We start from the raw sequence: 18,881 nt of genomic DNA, 5'->3' as shown, positions 1-18,881 counted from the left end.
CGCCATTTTTAGAAACTTTAGAACCAGTTCGGTTGGTTATTTGTGCACGGGTATGGGCGGATTGACGATTAAATCCAGCGAATTACTGTAAAACCCAAGCCAGGGGCGGCCTAAATTCAGCTCTGCTAGAGGGCTTGTGGAATCAATGGTCAAATCTACCCCAGCCAACTGCAACTGCAACGTGCCTTGTCCGGTAAACTGCAACAGTTGAGTGTGTTGCAAGCTAAACACAGTCCCCGAAACTGGCTGCGGCCAGCCTGGAAGTTGCCAACTGCTGCTCAGGGTACAGAGGGTCTGCCCACTATGGTTGACCTGAACCGATGGCATCTTACCGACATTCCAGGTAAATTGGGCTAGCTGTTTCGGTAAGCCCCAAATTTCTCGCCCTCCAACCACCGAATCAGGATGATCCACATAGATATGAGAAATCCAGGCTCCTACTTTGCCCTGCCAATGCAGCAGCGCACTCACGACAATCAACTCGTTGTACGGCATCGTTGAACCGGCACCATAGGACGCGATATAAACTCCACCCACGGTTTTTCCGGGCAGTACCGAAACGATATTCAGCTCAGACGGAATCACGGGACGCACTCGCTCAATATCGAGAAGATGCAGTGTTTGTAGGGAGAATCCCTTTAGGTGCCAAGGCGCAGAAGGATAGGACATGGTGCTTTGCAGGTACTCTCTTTTAGTTTCCTAGCCTCGGTAGCAGCCTGCCTCTATCTGAGGTTGACATTGAATTAATGCAGGCTAGAATCTTGATCTCTCATGCCGCCCTTCCGTTGCCCCTATTGGTTCCAGCAATGCTAACTAGATGCTTTAGCACCCGCGCCACGCGAAACAGATTGCTCTGCTCATCTGATAGCAGCGTGAAGTTATGAGATAAGGCAAACTCATGCCAATCGTGCCTCACCAGCTTCACAAACAAATAGTCATACCCATTTGTCACCAAGCCAAAGACGGGATGATCAGGATCGGGGGTCGCTGTCATATATGCTAAGGTCTGTGGCACTGCTTGCAAGACATTGAACCCCCCGCGTTTCCCCTCAATGATGACGAGCCAAAACTGCTGCTGGAGGGTCAGTGCATCAATCCGCCCTTCCAGCGTCATCACCCCTTCTTCAGCATCGACGGCGGTTTGCACTTCGACCCAGGCTTCTCCCCGAATGCGATAGGGCGGATCGCATAGCCCCAGAGCATCCAATAAAGGAGACAGCAGAATGATATTTAGCGTTCCTTCGTTAATTTCTCCTTCTTCTAGGTAACGGAGATACCGGGTGGAAAGTCGTTCCAGAGATATCTTTTCGGAGTTGGATAGCTCCGGGAGGCTTTCTTTCCACTCGTAAAACAGGTGGGGATCGGTACTCCGCCGCAAATTGAGCTTTGCTTCCACATCCCGGAAACTTAGAATTGCCTTGGTAACTGCTGTCGTCTGAGTCACATTCCTACGTCTCCCAATGGCGATACCACGTTGCACTGCCCATACCATAAGTAGGTGAGCATAATTAAACATAAAACCCAAAACCCTGCGCCGCCCGCTACGCCGGCAGGGTTTTGAATCTGGTTTTTAATTATGCCGAGGTACTTAGTTCTGTCCATAGTTCTCGGTATCAGCAAACACGAGATCTTACGACTACTCTATTCAATCTGACGACAATTAGGAGAATTACGCTCACCCTGCTAAGGGTTAAGACAAGCAACTTAAACTTCTGTTACCAATAGAAAAACAGCGTTTCGTAGCTCCTGATACATCTTTGATTGGATTCCGTTGGTATCACTGAGTTTATGTTCAACAATTTATTGCCTCTAGGGTTCCGATTCGGTTGATCTCCATTAAGCTGAATGGTTGGTCCGAGAGAGGCAGGCTAGTGTTTAGGCGCAAGTTTTTCAGATTGAAGCAATCGCTAGCCACACGGCGGGAGAAAAGCCCGGGAGGAACGTCAGTTGATTAACCCAACTGGTTTCTTCCGGGTTTCTCTTTATGATTCTCGCTTTCACAAAAAGATATGTTCTACTTTCAGGTGGTCAAATTGCCATTCGCCGCAAGCTTGGAGCGACGGGTTGCAGTTGTCGCCGCCGGCATTGTGCACATAGATGCCGCGGTCGAAACCCTGTATGGTCAGGTTGCTGAACTTGAACACCATACTGGTATTCGTCAATTGGGCCCGGGTCGCCGGATCTATCGACCATTTCCCAAAGCCTTCGATCGCATAGGTATTCGCTACGCTTCGTTGTGCCTCGGCCTGGAGAGCTTCATTGCCGACTAGTTCCAGATTCTGGATCGTGATATTTGATGTGCATCCGCCGATGCGAAATATGGCCTGGTTATCGTTACGCAGCCGGATGCGGCTTGCGCTTTTGTTGTTTGGGAGAAGCGTTGAAGGTGTTGATATACGAGCGCTCGCACCTTCAATGACGACGCCGGAGGGCAGAGTCAGGGCGCGGAAGCGCGGGTCACGGCGGTTGCCGTCCAGAGTTCCGACAATATAATCGCCCTCGGGAAAGCGAAGCGTTCCGCCCTGTCGTGATGCAATAAAGTAAAGAGCATTTCTTATAGTGGCTGTATGGTCTGCGGGTTCGGTGAAAACGTATTCGCTTCCGGAGCGTGTTACGGGCCGGAAATCCTTTACATTGAAGAAACCGGATTCCTTTGTCGTTGGATACCAAAGATACGTGTCGCCATTCTTAAGCCGTATCTCATACATTGGCTCGGGCCCTTGAAAACACCATTTGCCGACGCCGTTCGTCAGAACATTGTTGGCGTTCGCTCCGGCTCCATCACAAGCGGTAAGACCGGCGGCGTTCTGACGCTGACCGGTGCCGGCGATGAAAACCTCGACGGAATTTCCTCCGCTTGCGCCCGGAAGATAACGAACAGGGCAAACACCGGATTCATCTGCCTCGAGCACGAATGAATAGCCTTCGAAACGGTTCTGGGCTGAAATGGCTGCTGTAAATGTAATGATCAGAAGAATTAGGCGTGCGGCCAAAGAGAATTTCACTATTAGTTCCCCCTTTACGAATTGAATTGATGTAAATTAGTTTAACAGGAATCGGACGGGCCAGTGAACCCGGCTTAAAAGTTGAGATCGGATACGGATGACCGAAACGCTATTTATAAAGAGCTCGAAGCGAGAAGAGATGATCAATATAACCGACCGAGCAGGGGCGATCGTTCGCCGCTCAGGAAAGGATGAGGGTGTATGTGTTCTTTTTACACAGCACACGACCTGCGGTTTGACCATCAACGAAAACACAGATCCGGACGTGCAGGGCGATATGCTCGGCTTTCTGGATCGTCTGATCCCACAGTTCGATCCCTACTTCAAACACTTCGAACACAATTCGGACGCGCACATCAAATCATCGCTTGTCGGTTCGAGTGTTACGGTGCCGTTTGAGAAGGGACGGTTGTGCCTTGGCCGTTGGCAGGGAATTTACCTGTGTGAGTTCGATGGGGCAAGGGAAAGGAAGGTCTTAATGAAGATAATCTAAATATACTGACACGGCAGGTGTTTTGAAGTATATTAACGGCATGCCAAAGATCGACCCGCGTGTTGACGAATACATAGAAGAATCTGAAGATTTTGCAAGGCCGATACTTGAGCATCTTCGCTCCCTTGTGCATCAGGCTTGCCCGGACGTGAGTGAGACGCTCAAATGGTCGATGCCCGCTTTCGAATACAAAGGGATCCTGTGCGGCATGGCCTCATTTAAGGCCCACTGTGCATTTATGTTTTGGAAGCAGAGCCTGATCGAATCGGACGCGTTTCCAAAGGAGAAGACCGCAATGGGTTCGTTCGGCAAGATCAACTCGCTTAAAGATCTGCCATCGGACAAGGTGATCATTTCGCTCATTCACAAGGCCATGGAGCTGAATGAAAAAGGGATCAAGGTCGAGAGAAAAGCGAAGCCGAAAGCCGAGATAGTAGTGCCGGATATACTTGCCGGTGAGCTCAAAAAGAATAAGAAAGCTGCGGCGACCTTCGAAAAATTTCCGCCGAGCTGCAAACGTGAATACATCGAATGGATCACAGATGCAAAGACCGATGCGACCCGCGAAAAACGGCTCGCAACAACCATCGAATGGCTGATGGAAGGCAAAAGGCGGAATTGGAAGTATGAAAAAAAACGATGAGCAGGGTCAATATCACAACCACGGTTCATTTGGGAACCAAATAGGAGGAAACTATGTTGGGAATCAAGCCATACCTAAGCTTTAACGGCAATTGCGAAGAGGCGATAAATTTTTACCGAGATGCTCTTGGCGGAGAATTGATCTTTATCCAGCGTTACGGCGAATCACCAATGTCAGGAATGGGCAATGACAATGCCATAATGCATTGCACATTGAAGGTCGGAGACTCATTCATTATGGCAAGCGATTCTCCGCCATCGCATCCGGCAACACCGGGTAGCAATTTTTCTCTTGCGATCGGCTTGAACGATGTTGCCAAAGCTCGGGAGTATTTCGACAAACTCTCAGAGGGAGGAACGGTAACAATGCCGCTGGATAAGACCTTTTGGGCTGAGGCGTTCGGAATGCTGACCGATAGATTTGGCATCAATTGGATGGTCAATTGCGACGCCCCAAACGAAGCGGATGCTTCGGCGGCGGCTTAATATCAGTTCCGATAAAAAGACAAATTTTAGGCGGACGGATAGCCTTAGTCCGTCCATAACATTTAACGTATATTCTAAATATGGCAGAACCGATCTTAGTAGCGAAACGGGACGAGAGCGAATTCAAACTATTACCGCAGATGGCGAACCGCCATGGCGTTGTGACCGGCGCCACAGGAACCGGAAAAACGGTAACGCTGCAGAAGCTTGCTGAAGGTTTCAGCCAACTTGGTGTGCCTGTCTTTGTGGCGGATATAAAAGGTGACCTGAGCGGCATCAGCCAGGCAGGCTCGATGACCGGAAAGGTCGGCGAGCGTCTGACGCAGCTTGGTTTTCCCGATGCGGTGTTCGAAGGAAGTCCAGTAACGTTCTGGGACGTTTTCGGCAAAGAAGGCCACCCGCTGCGTGCGACCATTTCAGAAATGGGGCCGCTGTTGATATCTCGGATCCTTCAATTGAACGAAACCCAAGAAGGCGTTCTGACGCTGGCATTCAAGATCGCCGATGAGAACGGGTTGCTGTTGCTCGATCTCAAAGACCTGCAGCAGATGCTGATGTTCGTGGCCGAAAATGCAAGCGAGTTTACGACGCAATACGGCAATGTCTCAAAGGCATCGGTCGGTGCGATACAGCGTGGACTTCTGCAATTGGAACAGCAGGGCGGGCATACCTTTTTCGGTGAGCCGGCCGTCCGGCTCGAGGATTTTATGCAGACGCTCGGCGGAAAAGGCGTGGTAAATATCCTGGCGGCCGATGAATTGATAAATTCGCCTAAACTTTATTCTACGTTCTCGCACGGTGGCCATTTAACACACGGCCATCCGCTTAATTTTTCAGGCTTGAACTATAAAGTTGCCGATTACGGTGTAGATCGGGAGACCGAGCAGATAAATTATGCTGACCTGCAAAGGATCGCCGAAGAAAGCCGTCCTAAATTGCTCATCTGCGGAGCTTCCGCTTATCCACGGACCATAGACTTCGAACGTATCGGCGAGATCGCCCGGTCGGTTGGAGCAATGGTGATGGCAGACATCGCCCACATTGCCGGACTTGTCGCCGTCGGCCTCCATCCTTCACCCGTCCCGCATTGCGAGTTCGTTACGACCACAACGCACAAGACACTTCGCGGGCCGCGGGCGGGGCTTGCAATGTGCAGAGAAGAATTTGCAAAAGACCTAGATCGCCGTGTATTCCCGGGCATTCAGGGAGGCCCCCTTGTCCATATCATCGCCGCAAAAGCCGTCGCGTTCGGTGAAGCCCTCCGTCCTGATTTCAAAGAGTATCAGCAACAAGTAATAGTCAATGCCAAAATTCTTGCTGACACACTCGCTAACGCCGGGCTTCGTATCGTTTCAGGTGGGACAGACAATCACCTGATGCTTGTCGATGTTTACCTTGATGGCAAAGGCATCACCGGAAAAGAAGCCGAAAAGGCCCTTGACGAAGTTCATATAACGGTTAATAAAAACACTATCCCATTCGATACTCAGAAGCCTTTTGTCGCCTCCGGCATTCGCATAGGTACGCCCGCTTTAACCACTCGCGGAATGAAGGAGGATGAAATGAAATCGATCGGCAACTGGATCGCCGAGGTTATCCACTCTCCGGATTCAGATGAGGTTAAGACTCGTATTCGCCGTGAAGTGGCACAACTTACGGCACGATTTCCGATGTATCCAAATAGGCTAAAGAGGAATGCCAGTGAGGCTAATACAGGAAGCTGACAACGCCGGTTCCAACACTGCCGGCATAAATGACAAAGGGCACTAGGTGATCAATGCACGTGCCCTTTTGTTAATTCTGTTGGCCAAGACCTAATCGCCGCGGATGTACTCCGTTCCGACATAGGTATCTAGAACCTCACGAGCATCTTCCGAGTCATATTCGTACGCAAGCTGTTCCAAGGCATTAGCCGCTATTTCTGAATAAAGCGGATCCTCAAGAAGTGCCGCCAAATACTCTATCGGCAGCATAGTAAGTGTTTCCGCGGCAATGGCCCGGATCTGTGGGAGCTCTGTCTGGCGCACGATCTCGGCTATCTCTGCAGCTGAATATTGGGATGTCAAGCGATTCGAGAGTTCATCCAGTTTTCGATAATCATTTCGATTTATTGCCCGGGTGGCAAGCTGAATGAAGACCTCCGCAGCACCGCTTTGCGATTCAAGCACGTTTGCACACATTTCGGCGAGCCGATCGATCTCAGCCTTATTCTTAAGGCTCCTTTTGGAGGTCCTAGCTCCGGCTTGCTCGTCTAGTGCCGACAACAATCTGCTCAATTCCCAGTCAGCGTGAGTATCATATGAAAATTTGGCAGGGGCGGTGTTTTCTGAAGGATTACTGCCCGAGCGAAGTGCACCGACCAGCATATTCTTTGTCATTGGCCGCAAGCCTTTCCAAACCTTTTCAACTCTCGGCCCGAGATCTTTGATCATCATTTTCAACAATTAAAGTTTGCTATTGCATCGCTGCGATGTCAAGCATTTCGTTAAGATGAAGAAAGGCTAGTGAATGATTCATGCAGAGGTCGGCGATACTTTAGCATCCGTCGAAAAAACTGATTTCGTTTTGTGGCTCATTTTTTCTTCGATCTCTCGGAGTATTTTCTCGATCCCGCCCGGATCGGAATGGGGTTCGATTCGTGCCAGCATCGCGAGAGGAGAGCCTCCAAGACGCCTCAACTCCCATGTTTCGGATCGTTCTCCCGATCGGCGAGAGAACCACGCCCCGTCAACCACAGACAGGCTAACATAAATGTCGTCTCCAAACGCTTCTATTTCTCGCAATATGTCAGGACCCAGAGTGTCCGTCGAAACTATTCGCCGAAGACGCCATCCATGCTTTTCGTATTGTATTACGAGTTCAGTTAGGTCAGTGCCGGTCATATTTGATGAAGCACTTACTTTTCTCGCGGAGCCGGACGCGGAGCACTTTGGAAATTCCCATTTATATTCGCTTGCAGCGGCTGCATAGTATTTCCATTCAATACATTAGCGGCCTCAGCTTCTTTTTGTGCCCTTCCCTTTCCTGGCGAGCGAAAGGTGTTGGCCCATAGATCGCCGATGGCCAGCTTCCATTCACCGTTCTCGAATATGAATGGCAGATCCTCCCATCGCTTATCTTTTTCGTTCCAAACCTCTACAGCTCCCATCTCACCTTCTATGCGTTCGTCACGTATTTGCGGTAACCGTTCTGCAAACGTGGTGGCGGTAAATCCGTTAGCAAGAACTTCCGCGATCTCCTTCTTTTGCTGTGCGGCGACAGTTCCTGCAAAATCCAGAGACTTCTGGGTCATCGCCGCTTTGATGGCTTCCGTATCCTTTGACTTAACTGCAGAATAAAGTTTCTTGTAGCCATCGGTCGGCGAACCCGCTGGTGTTCCGGTTAACTTTCCTGCGCTGCCAGGATCAGAACAGGAGGCAATAGCCAACGCAGTCACGGCCAACAAGGCCATTAATGACAAAATGCGAAATATCGATCTTGAAAATCTGGATGCCTTTAGAAACATTGCTAAAGTATATTTTGTTGGTAAAAGTTTGTAAATTTTCAGGTAAGAGATGTTAGCCCTTCAAAACACTAGAAACGGCCTAGGTCTTAACCGCGTTGATACGCCAAAGCCGAATGGAGAAGTACTTATCCGTGTGACGGCCTCCGGCATTTGCAGCACCGACCTGGAGATCACACGTGGATATTCCGGATTTTTCGGCACTCTCGGTCATGAGTTTGTTGGCGTTGTTGAATATTCAGAAGACAGTCCGGATCTGATCGGAAAGCGGGTAGTTGGCGAGATCAATGCTGGTTGCGGCAGATGTCATCTGTGTGTTTCCGGCGACCCAAGGCACTGCCCCGACCGGACCGTTCTGGGAATTAAAGGCCGCGACGGAGCTCACGCCGAATTCCTTTCGCTTCCATTAGAGAACCTCCTGGTCTTACCCGGTGAGATAACCGACCGCGAAGCCGTGTTTGTTGAACCGCTGGCAGCCGCACTCGGCATTACCGAGCGGATCCAGCTAGGCGAAACAGAAAAAATCGCGGTCATTGGTGACGGAAAACTTGGTCTTCTGTGCTCATTCGTCCTTGCAAAAATATCTACACAAGTAACTCTTATAGGAAAACACGCATCAAAATTACAACTTGCGGATAAGCGCGGCATCAGGACGTTCAAGGTAAAGGATGAGTTTGAAAATAATGAACAGTTCGATGTCGTGATCGAGGAGTCTATGCACCGTTCCTAGCCAACTACGACCGTGTGATTGTCTTTTCTCAAATTCAGCAGGATTTGCTAGTCCGATTTGGGGTACCGAAGACCCGCATCGCCGTAATTCCCAACGGGGTCGATCCCGACAAGTATTCTCCTGGTCTGTCTAAACTGAAGACCGAACTAAACGCCCAGCGGATTTTTGTCTACCAGGGACGGATCGCGGTTGAGAAGAATGTCGAATCGCTGCTACGAGCTTGGAAACAGGCCGAAATGGGTGAACAAAGCAAGCTGGTGATTGTGGGCAGTGGACCGCTACTGCCCGCCTTGATGAGTACTTACGGAGAAGAACAAGGCGTCATTTGGTTAGGCTTCGTGGCAGATGAACAAGAGCGCATTCAGCTTCTGCGCGGGGCTGATGTGTTCATCTTGCCTTCTCTAGTGGAAGGACTGTCGCTTTCTCTCCTAGAGGCAATGAGCTGTGGTCTCGCCTGTATTGCCACCGATGCCGGAGCCGATGGTGAAGTTCTGGAAGCAGGAGCCGGAATTGTTTTAACCACGCAACGAGTTTCTGCCCAACTGCGCACCCTCTTACCCCTTTGCCAGGATCACCCCGAATTGACAGCTCTGTTGGGGCGCAAAGCCCGTCAGCGAGTGCTGGATCGCTATACGCTCAGTCGCAACATCACTCGCCTCGAAGAACTCTATACCCAGGTTCTACAGCAGCACCGCCTCTACTCCAGTACGCCAGTGTAAGAGCGCCACATAAGATTAGGGGTTGATTAGAATCAGTGTTCTAGGTTCTAGTCTGTTGGGAGCCATCTGTAGCATCTACAGCCTTTTTCACTCATGTAAGGTATGGGGGGTGTGGGGGCTTCGCCCCCACGCAGGGGAGTGCCCTGCACCCCGTTTTTCGTACTTCACCAGCCTGCAAAAGGCTGTAAGTAGATCAACAAGTAGATCAACATATTCAGATTAATTTGAGGATTCATAGTGCAAGCATCTCGCTAGCCCGGGCAAGATACCCTGCACTGCATCTACTGCTTAATCAGGTTGACTTACTTAAAAACAATTGCTCAGATACTGAGCAGCCACTCATTAAACTTATTAAACAGTGACAGTCTCAATTCATAGCGCTGTGTCAATTAATCGGGCTGCCTAGACCAAGCTGCAACCGTTTTCCGACTCGTTTTTCAAAAGCAAACCTCTATCCTTAGCATGATTAATCTGCAGCGTTTTCGTAGGTTTACTCCGTTTTGTAAATAAGTGTAACAATCATGCTGTCATACCGTTCTGCTGTCTTGACAGCCCCCGAAAAAGCAGATTATCCTGTCATGCATACCCGGGTATTAATCACATAGTCGTTCTATGCAAGACAAGCACAAAGTTACCCTATATCTTCCTCCAGAGCTACACCGCCAGCTAAAGGTTCGCTCAGCAGTCGATTTACAACCCATGTCAGCCATTGCAGAGCGGGCAATTATTTTCTATCTGGAGCACCCGGAGGTAGTTGATGAGGTAGATGACGCGAATCACGGGCAAGTGCATCGGGTTTACAACTGTCCTAGCTGTTCGACTTCGCTTGTAGTGCGTGAGGGAGAGATGGTTTCTCTTCAAGAGCAATCTACTGTTCTTGACGATGATGCTTCGGTTGCACGGGTACAGGAGGGTTGTTCGAATCCAGATCAGCACGACGAGGGGGAGTTGGTTCCCTGCTAGTTCTGGCGGATAGAGCATGCTAAACGTTAGCTAAGCGAAACTTGTTTACGGACAATTACTTAAGCTGCTGTGAACCAGCACATATCAGGATAAGTTTCAGGATAAGTTACAGCCGGGTTACTCAATCAATCGACTCTTGTAGAGTAGGTTTCATCTAGCAAATTGAATAGTAGGTGCTTGCTACTGGTACTTAGCTGAACAAAATTACCAGTACCTCGTACCCTATACCAATATTGAGCTTTTGTATTAGCAGCACCGTCTCTCAATTGGATTTACCGATCATGAAAGAAGAGCTTAGTATTCTCGTTCAGGCTCAATACCCTCTGATCTATCTCGTTACCTCTGAGGAAGAGCGAGCTGAGCAGACGATTGCAACAATTGCTCAGACAAAACCTCAACGTCGAGTCTTTATCTGGACGGTGACCCACGGTATTGTTGAGTATGGTCAGCCGCGCAACGTGACTCAGCATAACACAGTTTCGCCGCAACCAGCGATTGAATGGGTAATTCGGCAGCGTGAACCTGGCATTTACATCTTTAAGGACCTGCACCCCATGATGGCTCCGGATGTGATTCGGTGGCTACGGGATGCGGTTGCCAGCTTTAAGGATACCCACAAAACGATTATTTTGATGTCTCCGGTTCTAGAAGTGCCGATCGAGTTAGAAAAAGAGATCGCGGTTCTAGATTATGCGTTGCCTGACATGGCTGAGTTAAACCAGGTGTTGACTCAACAGATCGAGCAAAACCGGATGCGTCGCCCTTCTACGGAAACTCGCGAGAAATTGCTGAAGGCTGCCTTGGGTTTAACGCGAGATGAAGCTGAGAAAGTGTATCGCAAGGCCCAGGTAATGGCAGGTCGCCTCACCGAAGCCGAGGTGGAAATCGTCCTCTCTGAGAAGAAGCAGTTGATTCGTCGTAACGGCATTCTAGAGTACATTGAAGAGGACGAAACTCTGGATTCAGTTGGCGGTCTAGAGGAGCTGAAGCATTGGTTAAGACAGCGCTCTAACGCCTTTACCGAACGAGCGCGGGAATACGGTCTACCCCAACCTAAGGGGATGCTGATTCTAGGTGTCCCAGGCTGTGGTAAATCGCTGATTGCTAAAACAACAGCCCGCCTATGGGGCCTACCGTTGATGCGCCTGGATATGGGCCGTGTTTATGATGGTTCCATGGTTGGACGGTCAGAAGCCAACTTGCGTAACGCGCTGAAGACAGCGGAATCAATTTCCCCGGCGATTCTATTCATCGATGAAATTGATAAAGCTTTTGCTGGCAGCGTTGGCTCTGCGGATTCCGATGGTGGCACCTCCAGCCGGATCTTTGGTTCTTTCCTTACCTGGATGCAGGAGAAAACCTCGCCCGTATTTGTGATGGCGACGGCCAACCGGGTCGAGCGGTTGCCGGGTGAATTCCTCCGCAAAGGTCGATTTGATGAAATCTTCTTTGTCGATCTGCCCAATGCCGAGGAGCGCAAGGAAATCTTTAAGATCCACCTCTCGAAGCGGCGTCGCGACATTGCTCGTTTCGATCTGGATCAGTTAGTTAGCATTTGTGATGGTTTTTCGGGAGCGGAAATTGAACAGGCCCTGATTGCAGCGATGTACGAAGCATTCGCCCAAGAGCGAGAGTTCACTCAACTCGATATCATTGCGGCCATTAAGGCGACCCTACCGCTTTCCAAGACCATGAGCGAGCAGGTGACAGCCCTGAGAGGCACGCTTTTGCATTGCGAACCGCCGAGGCGATCTTAAGCCGGTTGCGTATGATACCTTCGTTCTGTAGGAGCTTTGCTTGCTTTGCGTCGCTATAGCGAGCGACCTTTTCAGGATCGAAATCATCAAAAGCCTTGCGATAATTCTCCCGCTTTGCAAGCACCGTATCCCAACTCAGACCTGCCTGAGCTCCCTCAAGGATCAAGAATTCAAACAACAAACGGTCGTCGTGCACCGGCACTCCCCACTCGGCGTCATGATATGGGATGTTCAGCTCATTCGATGCCCATGTGCAGCGTTTCATAGGATCAATTCGGAAAATTTACGTCGAGCGTGACACGTTTTGCCTGGCGGATATGCCGCTTGCAATGTTCGGCGATTATGTCGAATGCATCGGACAGTCTATACGTCATCAATCCCATAAAGGGCGATGTGATGACGGTCTTATTCCGGTCCAGTTTTTCCGATGCCGTTATCTTCTCAGCGACCCTTTCCAGGTTCGCGACTAACCGCTCAACAATATCGGCTGGCAGTTCGCTCGGCGGCACGATCGAATCCGACGGAGCTTTGAACTTTTTCTGGTCCTCACGCATGCTCTTTAGTAGGAAACCGCCAAAGAATCCTGTCAACGGTGACCAATTTTCCCAGAATGTATTCCCCTCTCCCAAGAGTTTCTTCTCTAGCGGTACCAACATCTGCTCGTTCGTCAAGATCAGATGATCAAGACACTGAGCAACGCTCCAACTGTCCGCCGCGGGTTTCCAGTTCAGCTGCTCTTCCGACAACAGACCGAATGCCGATCTCACGTCGTCCCTGATGTTATGCAGATCTCTCACGACCTCGCGTGGACTAAGCATACAGTGGATTGATGTCTATAAAGACACGGATCGACTTAACATAACCTTCACTGTTCCTTTCAGTGATCGCGACAGCAGGACAAGTGATCTTCTCACCGTCATGTCGATTAAAAATATTCAGTGCTTCGAGCACAAAATGATCGTCCGTACTTCTCAAGATCAGTGGCATCAATTGCCTCTTAATATCCCAAATACCATTCGAATACCTCATCTGATAGTTGGTTAAGCCGAAGTTGGTTCCTCATACTAATTCCTCAACGGTTTTCCCGTTTTCAGCATCGCCGCGATCCTTTCCTGCGTCTTTCGCTCGCCGCAGAGCGAAACAAAAGCCTCGCGTTCAAGATCGAGCAGGTACTGTTCAGAAACGTACGACGCGTGGTTCATATCGCCGCCGCACATTATCTTCGCCAGCTTCTGCCCGATGAGCTGATCGTGTTCGGAGATAAATCCGCCCTGCTTCATCATATGCAGTGCAAGCTTCATGGCCGCAAGGCCCGCTTCACCCATTACGTAAATGTCCTCACGCGGTACGGGCGGAACATAGCCTGATGCGGAAAGGTTAAGCACTTCCTGCTTTGCATCGGCTATCAAGCGGTCGCCATTCATCGAGATGGAATCGATGTCACGGAAAAAGCCCCAAGCTCGGGCTTCTTGTGCAGATGTGGCCACCTTGCCCATTCCGATCATCTCGAACGTCTTCTTCAGAAATACGAGCGGATCCGCATCCGGAACATGCTGGGCCGCATCCATTGCCCGCATTGTCATTTCTTTTGTTCCGCCGCCGGCCGGGATCACACCGACACCTACTTCTACCAAACCGATGTAGGTTTCCGCAGCGGCTCTCACACGATCACCGTGCATTGCGATCTCGCAGCCGCCGCCCAAAGTAAGTCCGTATGGAGCAGTTACTACAGGTTTTGCCGAGTATCTAAGGCGCATCACCGCTTTTTGCAGCGCCGCAACCATTAGATTGATGTCATCCCACTCCTCTTCCTGTGCGGCAAGAAGCAACAGCATCAGATTCGCACCGGCTGAGAAATTCCCTCCCTGATTGCCGATGACAAGCCCTGTATGATTCTTCTCGACCTCATCAATAGCGTAGTTCATCATCGAGACCGTATCTCCGCCGATCGAGTTCATCTTTGAGTGAAATTCCAGACAAGCGACACCATCACCGATGTCTATAAGCGAAGCTCCGGGATTCGATTTGATGACGCCGGTACGGTCCTTTACCGACTTTAGAACCATAACACCCGGACGCGCCGGGATCGGCTTGTATTCGCCTGCGACTAGATCGTAATAAAGTTGCTGTCCATTCTCATTCCGGTAAAAGGTATCGGCGCCAGATGCGAGCATCTTTTCCACGTTCTCCGGCACTTTTTGTCCTTCGGCCTTCATCCGCTCGACGGACTTCCGAAGCCCGACCGCGTCCCAGCTTTCGAAAACACCGATAGTCCACCCAAACCCCCATTTGATGGCGTTGTCGATCTCGACTATTGTGTTGGCGATCTCCGGAATTCTGTTAGCGGAGTAACGGAAGGTACGCGACATCGTCTTCCAAAGGAATTCGGCAACGCGGTCATCACCCCAGACCAATTTATTGATCCGCTCTGCTTGATCCTCGATCGCTTTGGCTGCTTCCAGCGACGGAAATTTTGTCTTTTCCTGCGGTTTGTATTCAAAGCTCTTCAGATCCAGTTCGAGGATGACTCTTTTACCTTCCGAGTCGGTCGATTTCTTGAAGAATCCGCCTTTGGTCTTGTCGCCGAGAAGCTTCTTTTCAAGCATCGTATTGATGACATCGGGAATTTGGAACACGTCGCGGTCCTCATCGTCCGGAATAGCCGGATAAAGATTTGTGTTGACGTGAGCAAGAACATCAAGTCCGACAAGGTCGCTCGTCCTGAACGTCGCCGAAGAGGCATGGCCGATAGCTTTTCCGGTCATTTGATCAACTTCGGTCGGCGTGAAACCCATTGCGAGCATTTCATGGACGGTCGCCATCATTCCAAACGTTCCGATGCGGTTCGCGATAAAGTTCGGACGGTCTTTTGCCGGCACAACTCCTTTGCCAAGCCTTTCATCAAGAAATCCAGATAACTTGCAGGCCATCACTCCGTCGGTCCACTGCGTCGGGATAAGCTCTACCAACTTCATATACCGCGGCGGATTAAAAAAATGGATCCCGACGAAATGCTTTTTAAAGTCTTCGGAAAAAGGCTCCGCGATCGAGGCAATGGGAATGCCGCTTGTATTCGTAGCGATGAACGAAGCAGGCTTGCGGTATTTTTCGACCTCGGCAAACACTTTGTGCTTGATATCCAACCGCTCAACGACCGCTTCAATGATAAGATCACATTCAGCGATGTTCGGCATATCGTCGGTGAAATTGCCGAGTGTGATCAGCTTGGCGTTCGAGGCGAGCATGAACGGTGCGGGTTTCAATTTTTTTGCGGCCTCAAACAGCGAATTAACGATCCGGTTGCGAACTTGCGGCGATTCCAGCATCAGGCCTTTAGATACCTCATCGGGCGTAAGTTCCTGCGGCGCGATGTCCAATAAAAGCACCGGAATTCCGTTCAGTTTCAAGCACCGATGATTTTTGGAACGCGTCTATCAAAAGTTAGATTAGAAGCCGCTAGAGGCAAGCAATGCCATCACATCGGCATGGGCCAACACCACATCCGGGCTATGCTGGAGGGCGGCATCATACTTGCTGGCGAAATCATCACCTAACTCACTTGGCGTCAGCAAAATCGAGATATCGCTGAACAGCATGTCCATTGTTTCAGAAGTTACGGGTTCATCGGCTTGCAGCAATTCGTCGATCTGCACAATCAGTTCCGAAAGTCGATGCAGCCACGCAAACTGATCATGATTGATCACCAATTGCAGCAGTTCACCTCTCGACACCTTGCCTTGCCGCTGCTCGTAGGCAATCCGTTCCGTTTCTAGCAGCAGTTTGTGAAGTCGCAGCAATTTTAGCCGTAAATTTGCTAAGCGTTGATGCTGATGGATGCGATGTTGCAGTGTGTTAAGCATGGGTGGGTCTATCCTCTTACGATGGTTGCAATGGATTGAGGGCCTGATCAGAACGCGAGTGGATAATGAGGCAAGTGTAGCGATTTTGTGCAGTGAGGCGAGTTACAGCAACGGAAACTCACAGCTTGAGCGGCATATATATGCTTTGTCCTATGTATGATTAATCATATAGTAGCATAAAGAAAGAGTCGCTGCACGAGTAGGGTTTGTCGTCCGCTCAGGTACGGTAAACCGTCTGTATGCGCGACTGATATAACTTGACTTGTATACCTAACTACTATGTTGAACTGCACTCCTGGCTGATATCATTCAGCCCTATTCTCGAAATCTTGATGATTTGTATCTAATTATTTATCTTTTGCGTCTATGTCTCTTCCCTACGTGATTCTTGGCCTATTGCAACAGCAGCAGCGAACTGGGTACGACCTCAAAACCGAGTGCTTTAACGATTGCATTGCCCACCTCTGGCAAGCCGATCAGGCCCAGATTTATCGCACTTTAGATCGGTTAGAGGCACAGGGTTGGGTGAGTTGCACTGTGGAGATTCAGCACGACCGACCCAATCGCAAAGTTTATCGGATCACTGAAGCGGGTGACACCGAACTCCGGCAATGGCTCCAATCCCATCAGATCCCCCCTATTGTGCGAGAACCTCTGCTCGTGCAGCTTTACTTTGCAGCCCAGATACCGAATCTAGCGATTATTCAACTGTTGGAACAGGAGTTAACAGTCCGTCAGAAGAAGCTAGCCGAATGTGAGGCTGTCGTTATCCCAGCAGCAGAGAATTCAACTGAACGACAGCAGCAATTGCATCATTTAGTTTTGGATCTGGTCACCCGTCGCGAGAAAACCTATGTCAATTGGCTTCAAGATGCGATCGCAACCTTGCAAAGCCAATCCCAACCATAGCCGCGAGTAGCAGACCCAACTAGTGTCCTCACAACTTCCTCACGTTCTTTCCCTAATCTTAAAGATGGCAATCAATGGGCTTGGTGTTTTCTGAGGTGATGAAATCATGCTGCAAAAGGTGCGCTATTCGCTAGATGCCATTCGGGATGAAGCTTGTGAGCTGGTGCGTCAGGGTGTGATTGACCGCAAACAGCCAATCTATGCACTGTGCCGCCACTTTCCGGCCTCTGAGTGGGACGCAATTGAATGTGAGTTGGAACGATACGATTTTTTGTTGCGAGATCAAATTCTAGATTTGATCGGATGCGAAACCTGGTATGAGGATTAATTTGGAGTAATTGATACAAGTGACAACCAGCAAATTCCACCGAGAAAGCGTTCGCGGTCAGTTTCCTGGTTGATCAGTTGCCTGGTCGTTCGGTCAGCGTGCTGGGTGAGCCAGTACAATTGGGCTAGACTATTGAACTCAACCAATTGGGTTTTATACTAGCCAGTTTCGCCAGCTGATTGGCAAGACGCCCAGAGCCTATCGCAACGAGGCATAGCTGGCAACAGAACCAGAAGTACTCCTACACGCCATTGAGCCATTTGATCTGCTGTGGCAACAGGAGATTGAGGTCGTAACGTTCCAGGATAGTCCGCCGCGCTTGGCTTCTGATCTCAGCCATACGGGTAGGATGATCGAGAACTTCAATAATCCGCTCGACAATCTGCTCTGGTGAAAAGAAATCAACCAACAAGCCATTGAATCCATCCTGGATTACTTCTCTGACGGGAGGTGTATCGGACGCCACCACTAAACAGCCGGTGGACATCGCCTCCAGCATGGACCAGGATAGAACGAACGGATAGGTCAGATAAACATGCACCGAGGAGGCTTGCAGGACTTGGAGATGCTCTGAATATGGAATACTATCAGTAAAGTGAATACGATCGAGATCGAGTAGTACAGTCTCTAACATATATTGTTTATAAGTTTTGCCATCCGAGCGAGGTGGGCTGTAGGCAACCCGATCTTCCCCCACAATCACAACATGGCATTGAGGTCGCTGCTGCTGAAGCAAAGCCACTGCCTCGATAAACTGCGGAAAGCCGCGATAAGGTTCCATGCCTCGCGCCACATAGGTGACTAACTCGTCTACATGGCTCAGATCCAAATCCAGTCGAGGTAATACCAGAGTCACTCCCGGATGCGGACGGAAAAAATGAGTATCGATGCCATCATGTAGCACGGTCAACTTAGGGTGAAACTCGCTGGGAAACTGCTGGCGTTGCCAATGGGTGGGAGAGAGTCCTTGGTCGCAGGCGGATAAATCGAGCAAAATCGGAGCATTTCTGACTCGCACTCGCGCTTCGTCATCGGCACTCAATGAGTAGGCTGGATCAAAATTACAATCGGAGCCGTGAGCATGGTAAAACCACTCGAAATAGCAGAGGAGTTTAGCGGATGGGAAAATATCCTTCATGAATAGGGTTGGCCCCCAACCCGAGTGACCATAGATTACATCAGGAATGAATCCTTCGACCCACAGGTCCTGAGCCATGCGATAAGCTGCCTGTCCCTGTAATACTGCTGCTTCTAAAGGTTCTACATAACTGTGAATATTATCGGATACATCGCGAGCGGGGCTGTAAACAGCCTTATGAATCCCTGAAATTTGACCTTCTTTACAGGCAGTCCCAAACACCACTTGGTAATTTGGGCGTTCGGCTAACGCTTTGGCCAAATGGCGAAACTGGGCCGGGAAGTTGGGATGCAGCAGCAGAATCCGCTTCGCCTGATTTTTGGTAATTCGATTCAACGTTTTTTTTTAG

General features: G+C 49.9%; 22 protein-coding genes and 1 riboswitch. Of the genes, 10 read left to right on the top strand and 12 right to left on the bottom strand.

Annotated features, from left to right (window positions below; genetic code table 11):
- Positions 1 to 36: 36 nt before the first annotated feature.
- The 3 genes from JVX88_RS14895 to JVX88_RS14885 form a co-directional block, all read right to left on the bottom strand.
- Positions 37 to 669, bottom strand: coding sequence for an acetoacetate decarboxylase family protein (locus JVX88_RS14895; protein WP_211628102.1), 633 nt, complete (start codon positions 667 to 669; stop codon positions 37 to 39).
- A 100-nt stretch (positions 670 to 769) separates the two neighbouring features.
- Positions 770 to 1,444, bottom strand: a complete 675-nt coding sequence (locus tag JVX88_RS14890) for a type I restriction endonuclease subunit R (RefSeq protein ID WP_211628101.1) — start codon at positions 1,442 to 1,444, stop codon at positions 770 to 772.
- Between the two features lie 354 nt (positions 1,445 to 1,798).
- A riboswitch (guanidine-I (ykkC/yxkD leader) is annotated at positions 1,799 to 1,940 on the top strand.
- A gap of 57 nt (positions 1,941 to 1,997) precedes the next feature.
- On the bottom strand, positions 1,998 to 3,005 hold the full coding sequence (locus tag JVX88_RS14885; RefSeq protein ID WP_211628100.1) for a hypothetical protein: 1,008 nt from the start codon (positions 3,003 to 3,005) through the stop codon (positions 1,998 to 2,000).
- 97 nt (positions 3,006 to 3,102) lie between these two features.
- Here JVX88_RS14885 and JVX88_RS14880 point away from each other — a divergent pair, with 97 nt between their 5' ends.
- The 4 genes from JVX88_RS14880 (at position 3,103) to JVX88_RS43080 (ending at position 6,350) form a co-directional block, all read left to right on the top strand.
- Entirely contained in the window at positions 3,103 to 3,498 is a 396-nt protein-coding gene (locus tag JVX88_RS14880) for a secondary thiamine-phosphate synthase enzyme YjbQ (protein ID WP_211628099.1), read from the top strand.
- Positions 3,499 to 3,538: 40 nt separating this feature from the next.
- Positions 3,539 to 4,141, top strand: coding sequence for a YdeI/OmpD-associated family protein (locus JVX88_RS14875; protein WP_211628098.1), 603 nt, complete (start codon positions 3,539 to 3,541; stop codon positions 4,139 to 4,141).
- Positions 4,142 to 4,194: 53 nt separating this feature from the next.
- Positions 4,195 to 4,626, top strand: a complete 432-nt coding sequence (locus JVX88_RS14870; protein WP_211628097.1) for a VOC family protein — start codon at positions 4,195 to 4,197, stop codon at positions 4,624 to 4,626.
- An 80-nt stretch (positions 4,627 to 4,706) separates the two neighbouring features.
- On the top strand, positions 4,707 to 6,350 hold the full coding sequence (locus tag JVX88_RS43080; protein WP_211628096.1) for a serine hydroxymethyltransferase: 1,644 nt from the start codon (positions 4,707 to 4,709) through the stop codon (positions 6,348 to 6,350).
- A gap of 90 nt (positions 6,351 to 6,440) precedes the next feature.
- Here JVX88_RS43080 and JVX88_RS14860 read toward each other — a convergent pair whose 3' ends face one another.
- The 3 genes from JVX88_RS14860 to JVX88_RS14850 all read right to left on the bottom strand — a co-directional run bounded on the left by JVX88_RS14860 (position 6,441) and on the right by JVX88_RS14850 (position 8,077).
- Positions 6,441 to 7,061, bottom strand: coding sequence for a hypothetical protein (locus JVX88_RS14860; RefSeq protein WP_211628095.1), 621 nt, complete (start codon positions 7,059 to 7,061; stop codon positions 6,441 to 6,443).
- 78 nt (positions 7,062 to 7,139) lie between these two features.
- Entirely contained in the window at positions 7,140 to 7,508 is a 369-nt protein-coding gene (locus JVX88_RS14855) for a hypothetical protein (protein ID WP_211628094.1), read from the bottom strand.
- Positions 7,509 to 7,522: 14 nt separating this feature from the next.
- Positions 7,523 to 8,077, bottom strand: coding sequence for a hypothetical protein (locus JVX88_RS14850; RefSeq protein ID WP_211628093.1), 555 nt, complete (start codon positions 8,075 to 8,077; stop codon positions 7,523 to 7,525).
- A 103-nt stretch (positions 8,078 to 8,180) separates the two neighbouring features.
- Between JVX88_RS14850 and JVX88_RS14845 the strand changes: the two genes are divergently transcribed.
- The 4 genes from JVX88_RS14845 (at position 8,181) to JVX88_RS14830 (ending at position 12,297) form a co-directional block, all read left to right on the top strand.
- A complete protein-coding gene (locus JVX88_RS14845) occupies positions 8,181 to 8,858 on the top strand; it encodes an alcohol dehydrogenase catalytic domain-containing protein (RefSeq protein WP_211628092.1) in 678 nt (225 codons plus the stop codon).
- Positions 8,859 to 8,872: 14 nt separating this feature from the next.
- Positions 8,873 to 9,577 carry a glycosyltransferase family 4 protein gene (locus tag JVX88_RS14840; RefSeq protein WP_211628091.1) on the top strand — a complete coding sequence of 235 codons (705 nt, stop codon included), beginning with the start codon at positions 8,873 to 8,875 and terminating at the stop codon, positions 9,575 to 9,577.
- Between the two features lie 612 nt (positions 9,578 to 10,189).
- The gene (locus JVX88_RS14835) at positions 10,190 to 10,540 is read left to right on the top strand and encodes a hypothetical protein (protein ID WP_211628090.1); all 351 of its coding nucleotides are present in this window, start codon (positions 10,190 to 10,192) and stop codon (positions 10,538 to 10,540) included.
- Between the two features lie 281 nt (positions 10,541 to 10,821).
- Complete coding sequence (locus JVX88_RS14830) at positions 10,822 to 12,297, top strand: AAA family ATPase (RefSeq protein WP_211628089.1); 1,476 nt, start codon at positions 10,822 to 10,824, stop codon at positions 12,295 to 12,297.
- Here the strand turns inward: JVX88_RS14830 and JVX88_RS14825 are convergent.
- The 5 genes from JVX88_RS14825 to JVX88_RS14805 form a co-directional block, all read right to left on the bottom strand.
- Positions 12,203 to 12,562: a DNA-3-methyladenine glycosylase I gene (locus JVX88_RS14825; protein ID WP_211628088.1), complete on the bottom strand. Its 360-nt coding sequence runs from the start codon at positions 12,560 to 12,562 to the stop codon at positions 12,203 to 12,205. The genes JVX88_RS14830 and JVX88_RS14825 overlap by 95 nt on opposite strands.
- Before the next feature lie 4 nt (positions 12,563 to 12,566).
- Positions 12,567 to 13,115 (bottom strand): DinB family protein, encoded by a 549-nt coding sequence (locus tag JVX88_RS14820; RefSeq protein WP_211628087.1) that lies wholly within the window; start codon positions 13,113 to 13,115, stop codon positions 12,567 to 12,569.
- Positions 13,108 to 13,284: a hypothetical protein gene (locus tag JVX88_RS14815; RefSeq protein WP_211628086.1), complete on the bottom strand. Its 177-nt coding sequence runs from the start codon at positions 13,282 to 13,284 to the stop codon at positions 13,108 to 13,110. Before JVX88_RS14815 ends, JVX88_RS14820 begins: the two co-directional genes overlap by 8 nt.
- Before the next feature lie 77 nt (positions 13,285 to 13,361).
- A complete protein-coding gene (locus tag JVX88_RS14810) occupies positions 13,362 to 15,683 on the bottom strand; it encodes a 3-hydroxyacyl-CoA dehydrogenase/enoyl-CoA hydratase family protein (RefSeq protein WP_211628085.1) in 2,322 nt (773 codons plus the stop codon).
- A 60-nt stretch (positions 15,684 to 15,743) separates the two neighbouring features.
- Positions 15,744 to 16,157 carry a hypothetical protein gene (locus JVX88_RS14805; protein ID WP_211628084.1) on the bottom strand — a complete coding sequence of 138 codons (414 nt, stop codon included), beginning with the start codon at positions 16,155 to 16,157 and terminating at the stop codon, positions 15,744 to 15,746.
- A 366-nt stretch (positions 16,158 to 16,523) separates the two neighbouring features.
- On the opposite strand from JVX88_RS14805, the gene JVX88_RS14800 reads away from it, so the two are divergent.
- Both JVX88_RS14800 and JVX88_RS14795 read left to right on the top strand, forming a co-directional pair.
- A complete protein-coding gene (locus JVX88_RS14800; protein WP_211628083.1) occupies positions 16,524 to 17,066 on the top strand; it encodes a PadR family transcriptional regulator in 543 nt (180 codons plus the stop codon).
- Between the two features lie 106 nt (positions 17,067 to 17,172).
- Positions 17,173 to 17,394 (top strand): DUF4327 family protein, encoded by a 222-nt coding sequence (locus tag JVX88_RS14795; RefSeq protein WP_211628082.1) that lies wholly within the window; start codon positions 17,173 to 17,175, stop codon positions 17,392 to 17,394.
- Between the two features lie 241 nt (positions 17,395 to 17,635).
- Here the strand turns inward: JVX88_RS14795 and JVX88_RS14790 are convergent, their stop codons facing one another.
- Positions 17,636 to 18,868: a glycosyltransferase family 4 protein gene (locus JVX88_RS14790; RefSeq protein ID WP_263975538.1), complete on the bottom strand. Its 1,233-nt coding sequence runs from the start codon at positions 18,866 to 18,868 to the stop codon at positions 17,636 to 17,638.
- Positions 18,869 to 18,881 lie beyond the last annotated feature (13 nt).

The organism is Leptolyngbya sp. 7M, assembly GCF_018128485.1.
The sequence above is the reverse complement of the archived record's forward strand: the minus strand, read 5'-3'. Positions and strand labels throughout refer to the sequence as shown.

What these genes read in the sequence shown, in the direction of transcription:
- JVX88_RS14855 (WP_211628094.1), bottom strand. Translation starts at nt 7,508, where the DNA reads ATGACCGGCACTGACCTAACTGAACTCGTAATACAATACGAAAAGCAT.
- JVX88_RS14870 (WP_211628097.1), top strand. Translation starts at nt 4,195, where the DNA reads ATGTTGGGAATCAAGCCATACCTAAGCTTTAACGGCAATTGCGAAGAG.
- JVX88_RS14895 (WP_211628102.1), bottom strand. Translation starts at nt 669, where the DNA reads ATGTCCTATCCTTCTGCGCCTTGGCACCTAAAGGGATTCTCCCTACAA.
- JVX88_RS14815 (WP_211628086.1), bottom strand. Translation starts at nt 13,284, where the DNA reads ATGCCACTGATCTTGAGAAGTACGGACGATCATTTTGTGCTCGAAGCA.
- JVX88_RS14795 (WP_211628082.1), top strand. Translation starts at nt 17,173, where the DNA reads ATGCTGCAAAAGGTGCGCTATTCGCTAGATGCCATTCGGGATGAAGCT.
- JVX88_RS14875 (WP_211628098.1), top strand. Translation starts at nt 3,539, where the DNA reads ATGCCAAAGATCGACCCGCGTGTTGACGAATACATAGAAGAATCTGAA.
- JVX88_RS14805 (WP_211628084.1), bottom strand. Translation starts at nt 16,157, where the DNA reads ATGCTTAACACACTGCAACATCGCATCCATCAGCATCAACGCTTAGCA.
- JVX88_RS14860 (WP_211628095.1), bottom strand. Translation starts at nt 7,061, where the DNA reads ATGATGATCAAAGATCTCGGGCCGAGAGTTGAAAAGGTTTGGAAAGGC.
- JVX88_RS14825 (WP_211628088.1), bottom strand. Translation starts at nt 12,562, where the DNA reads ATGAAACGCTGCACATGGGCATCGAATGAGCTGAACATCCCATATCAT.
- JVX88_RS14830 (WP_211628089.1), top strand. Translation starts at nt 10,822, where the DNA reads ATGAAAGAAGAGCTTAGTATTCTCGTTCAGGCTCAATACCCTCTGATC.
- JVX88_RS14880 (WP_211628099.1), top strand. Translation starts at nt 3,103, where the DNA reads ATGACCGAAACGCTATTTATAAAGAGCTCGAAGCGAGAAGAGATGATC.
- JVX88_RS14820 (WP_211628087.1), bottom strand. Translation starts at nt 13,115, where the DNA reads ATGCTTAGTCCACGCGAGGTCGTGAGAGATCTGCATAACATCAGGGAC.
- JVX88_RS14800 (WP_211628083.1), top strand. Translation starts at nt 16,524, where the DNA reads ATGTCTCTTCCCTACGTGATTCTTGGCCTATTGCAACAGCAGCAGCGA.
- JVX88_RS43080 (WP_211628096.1), top strand. Translation starts at nt 4,707, where the DNA reads ATGGCAGAACCGATCTTAGTAGCGAAACGGGACGAGAGCGAATTCAAA.
- JVX88_RS14850 (WP_211628093.1), bottom strand. Translation starts at nt 8,077, where the DNA reads ATGGCCTTGTTGGCCGTGACTGCGTTGGCTATTGCCTCCTGTTCTGAT.
- JVX88_RS14835 (WP_211628090.1), top strand. Translation starts at nt 10,190, where the DNA reads ATGCAAGACAAGCACAAAGTTACCCTATATCTTCCTCCAGAGCTACAC.
- JVX88_RS14845 (WP_211628092.1), top strand. Translation starts at nt 8,181, where the DNA reads ATGTTAGCCCTTCAAAACACTAGAAACGGCCTAGGTCTTAACCGCGTT.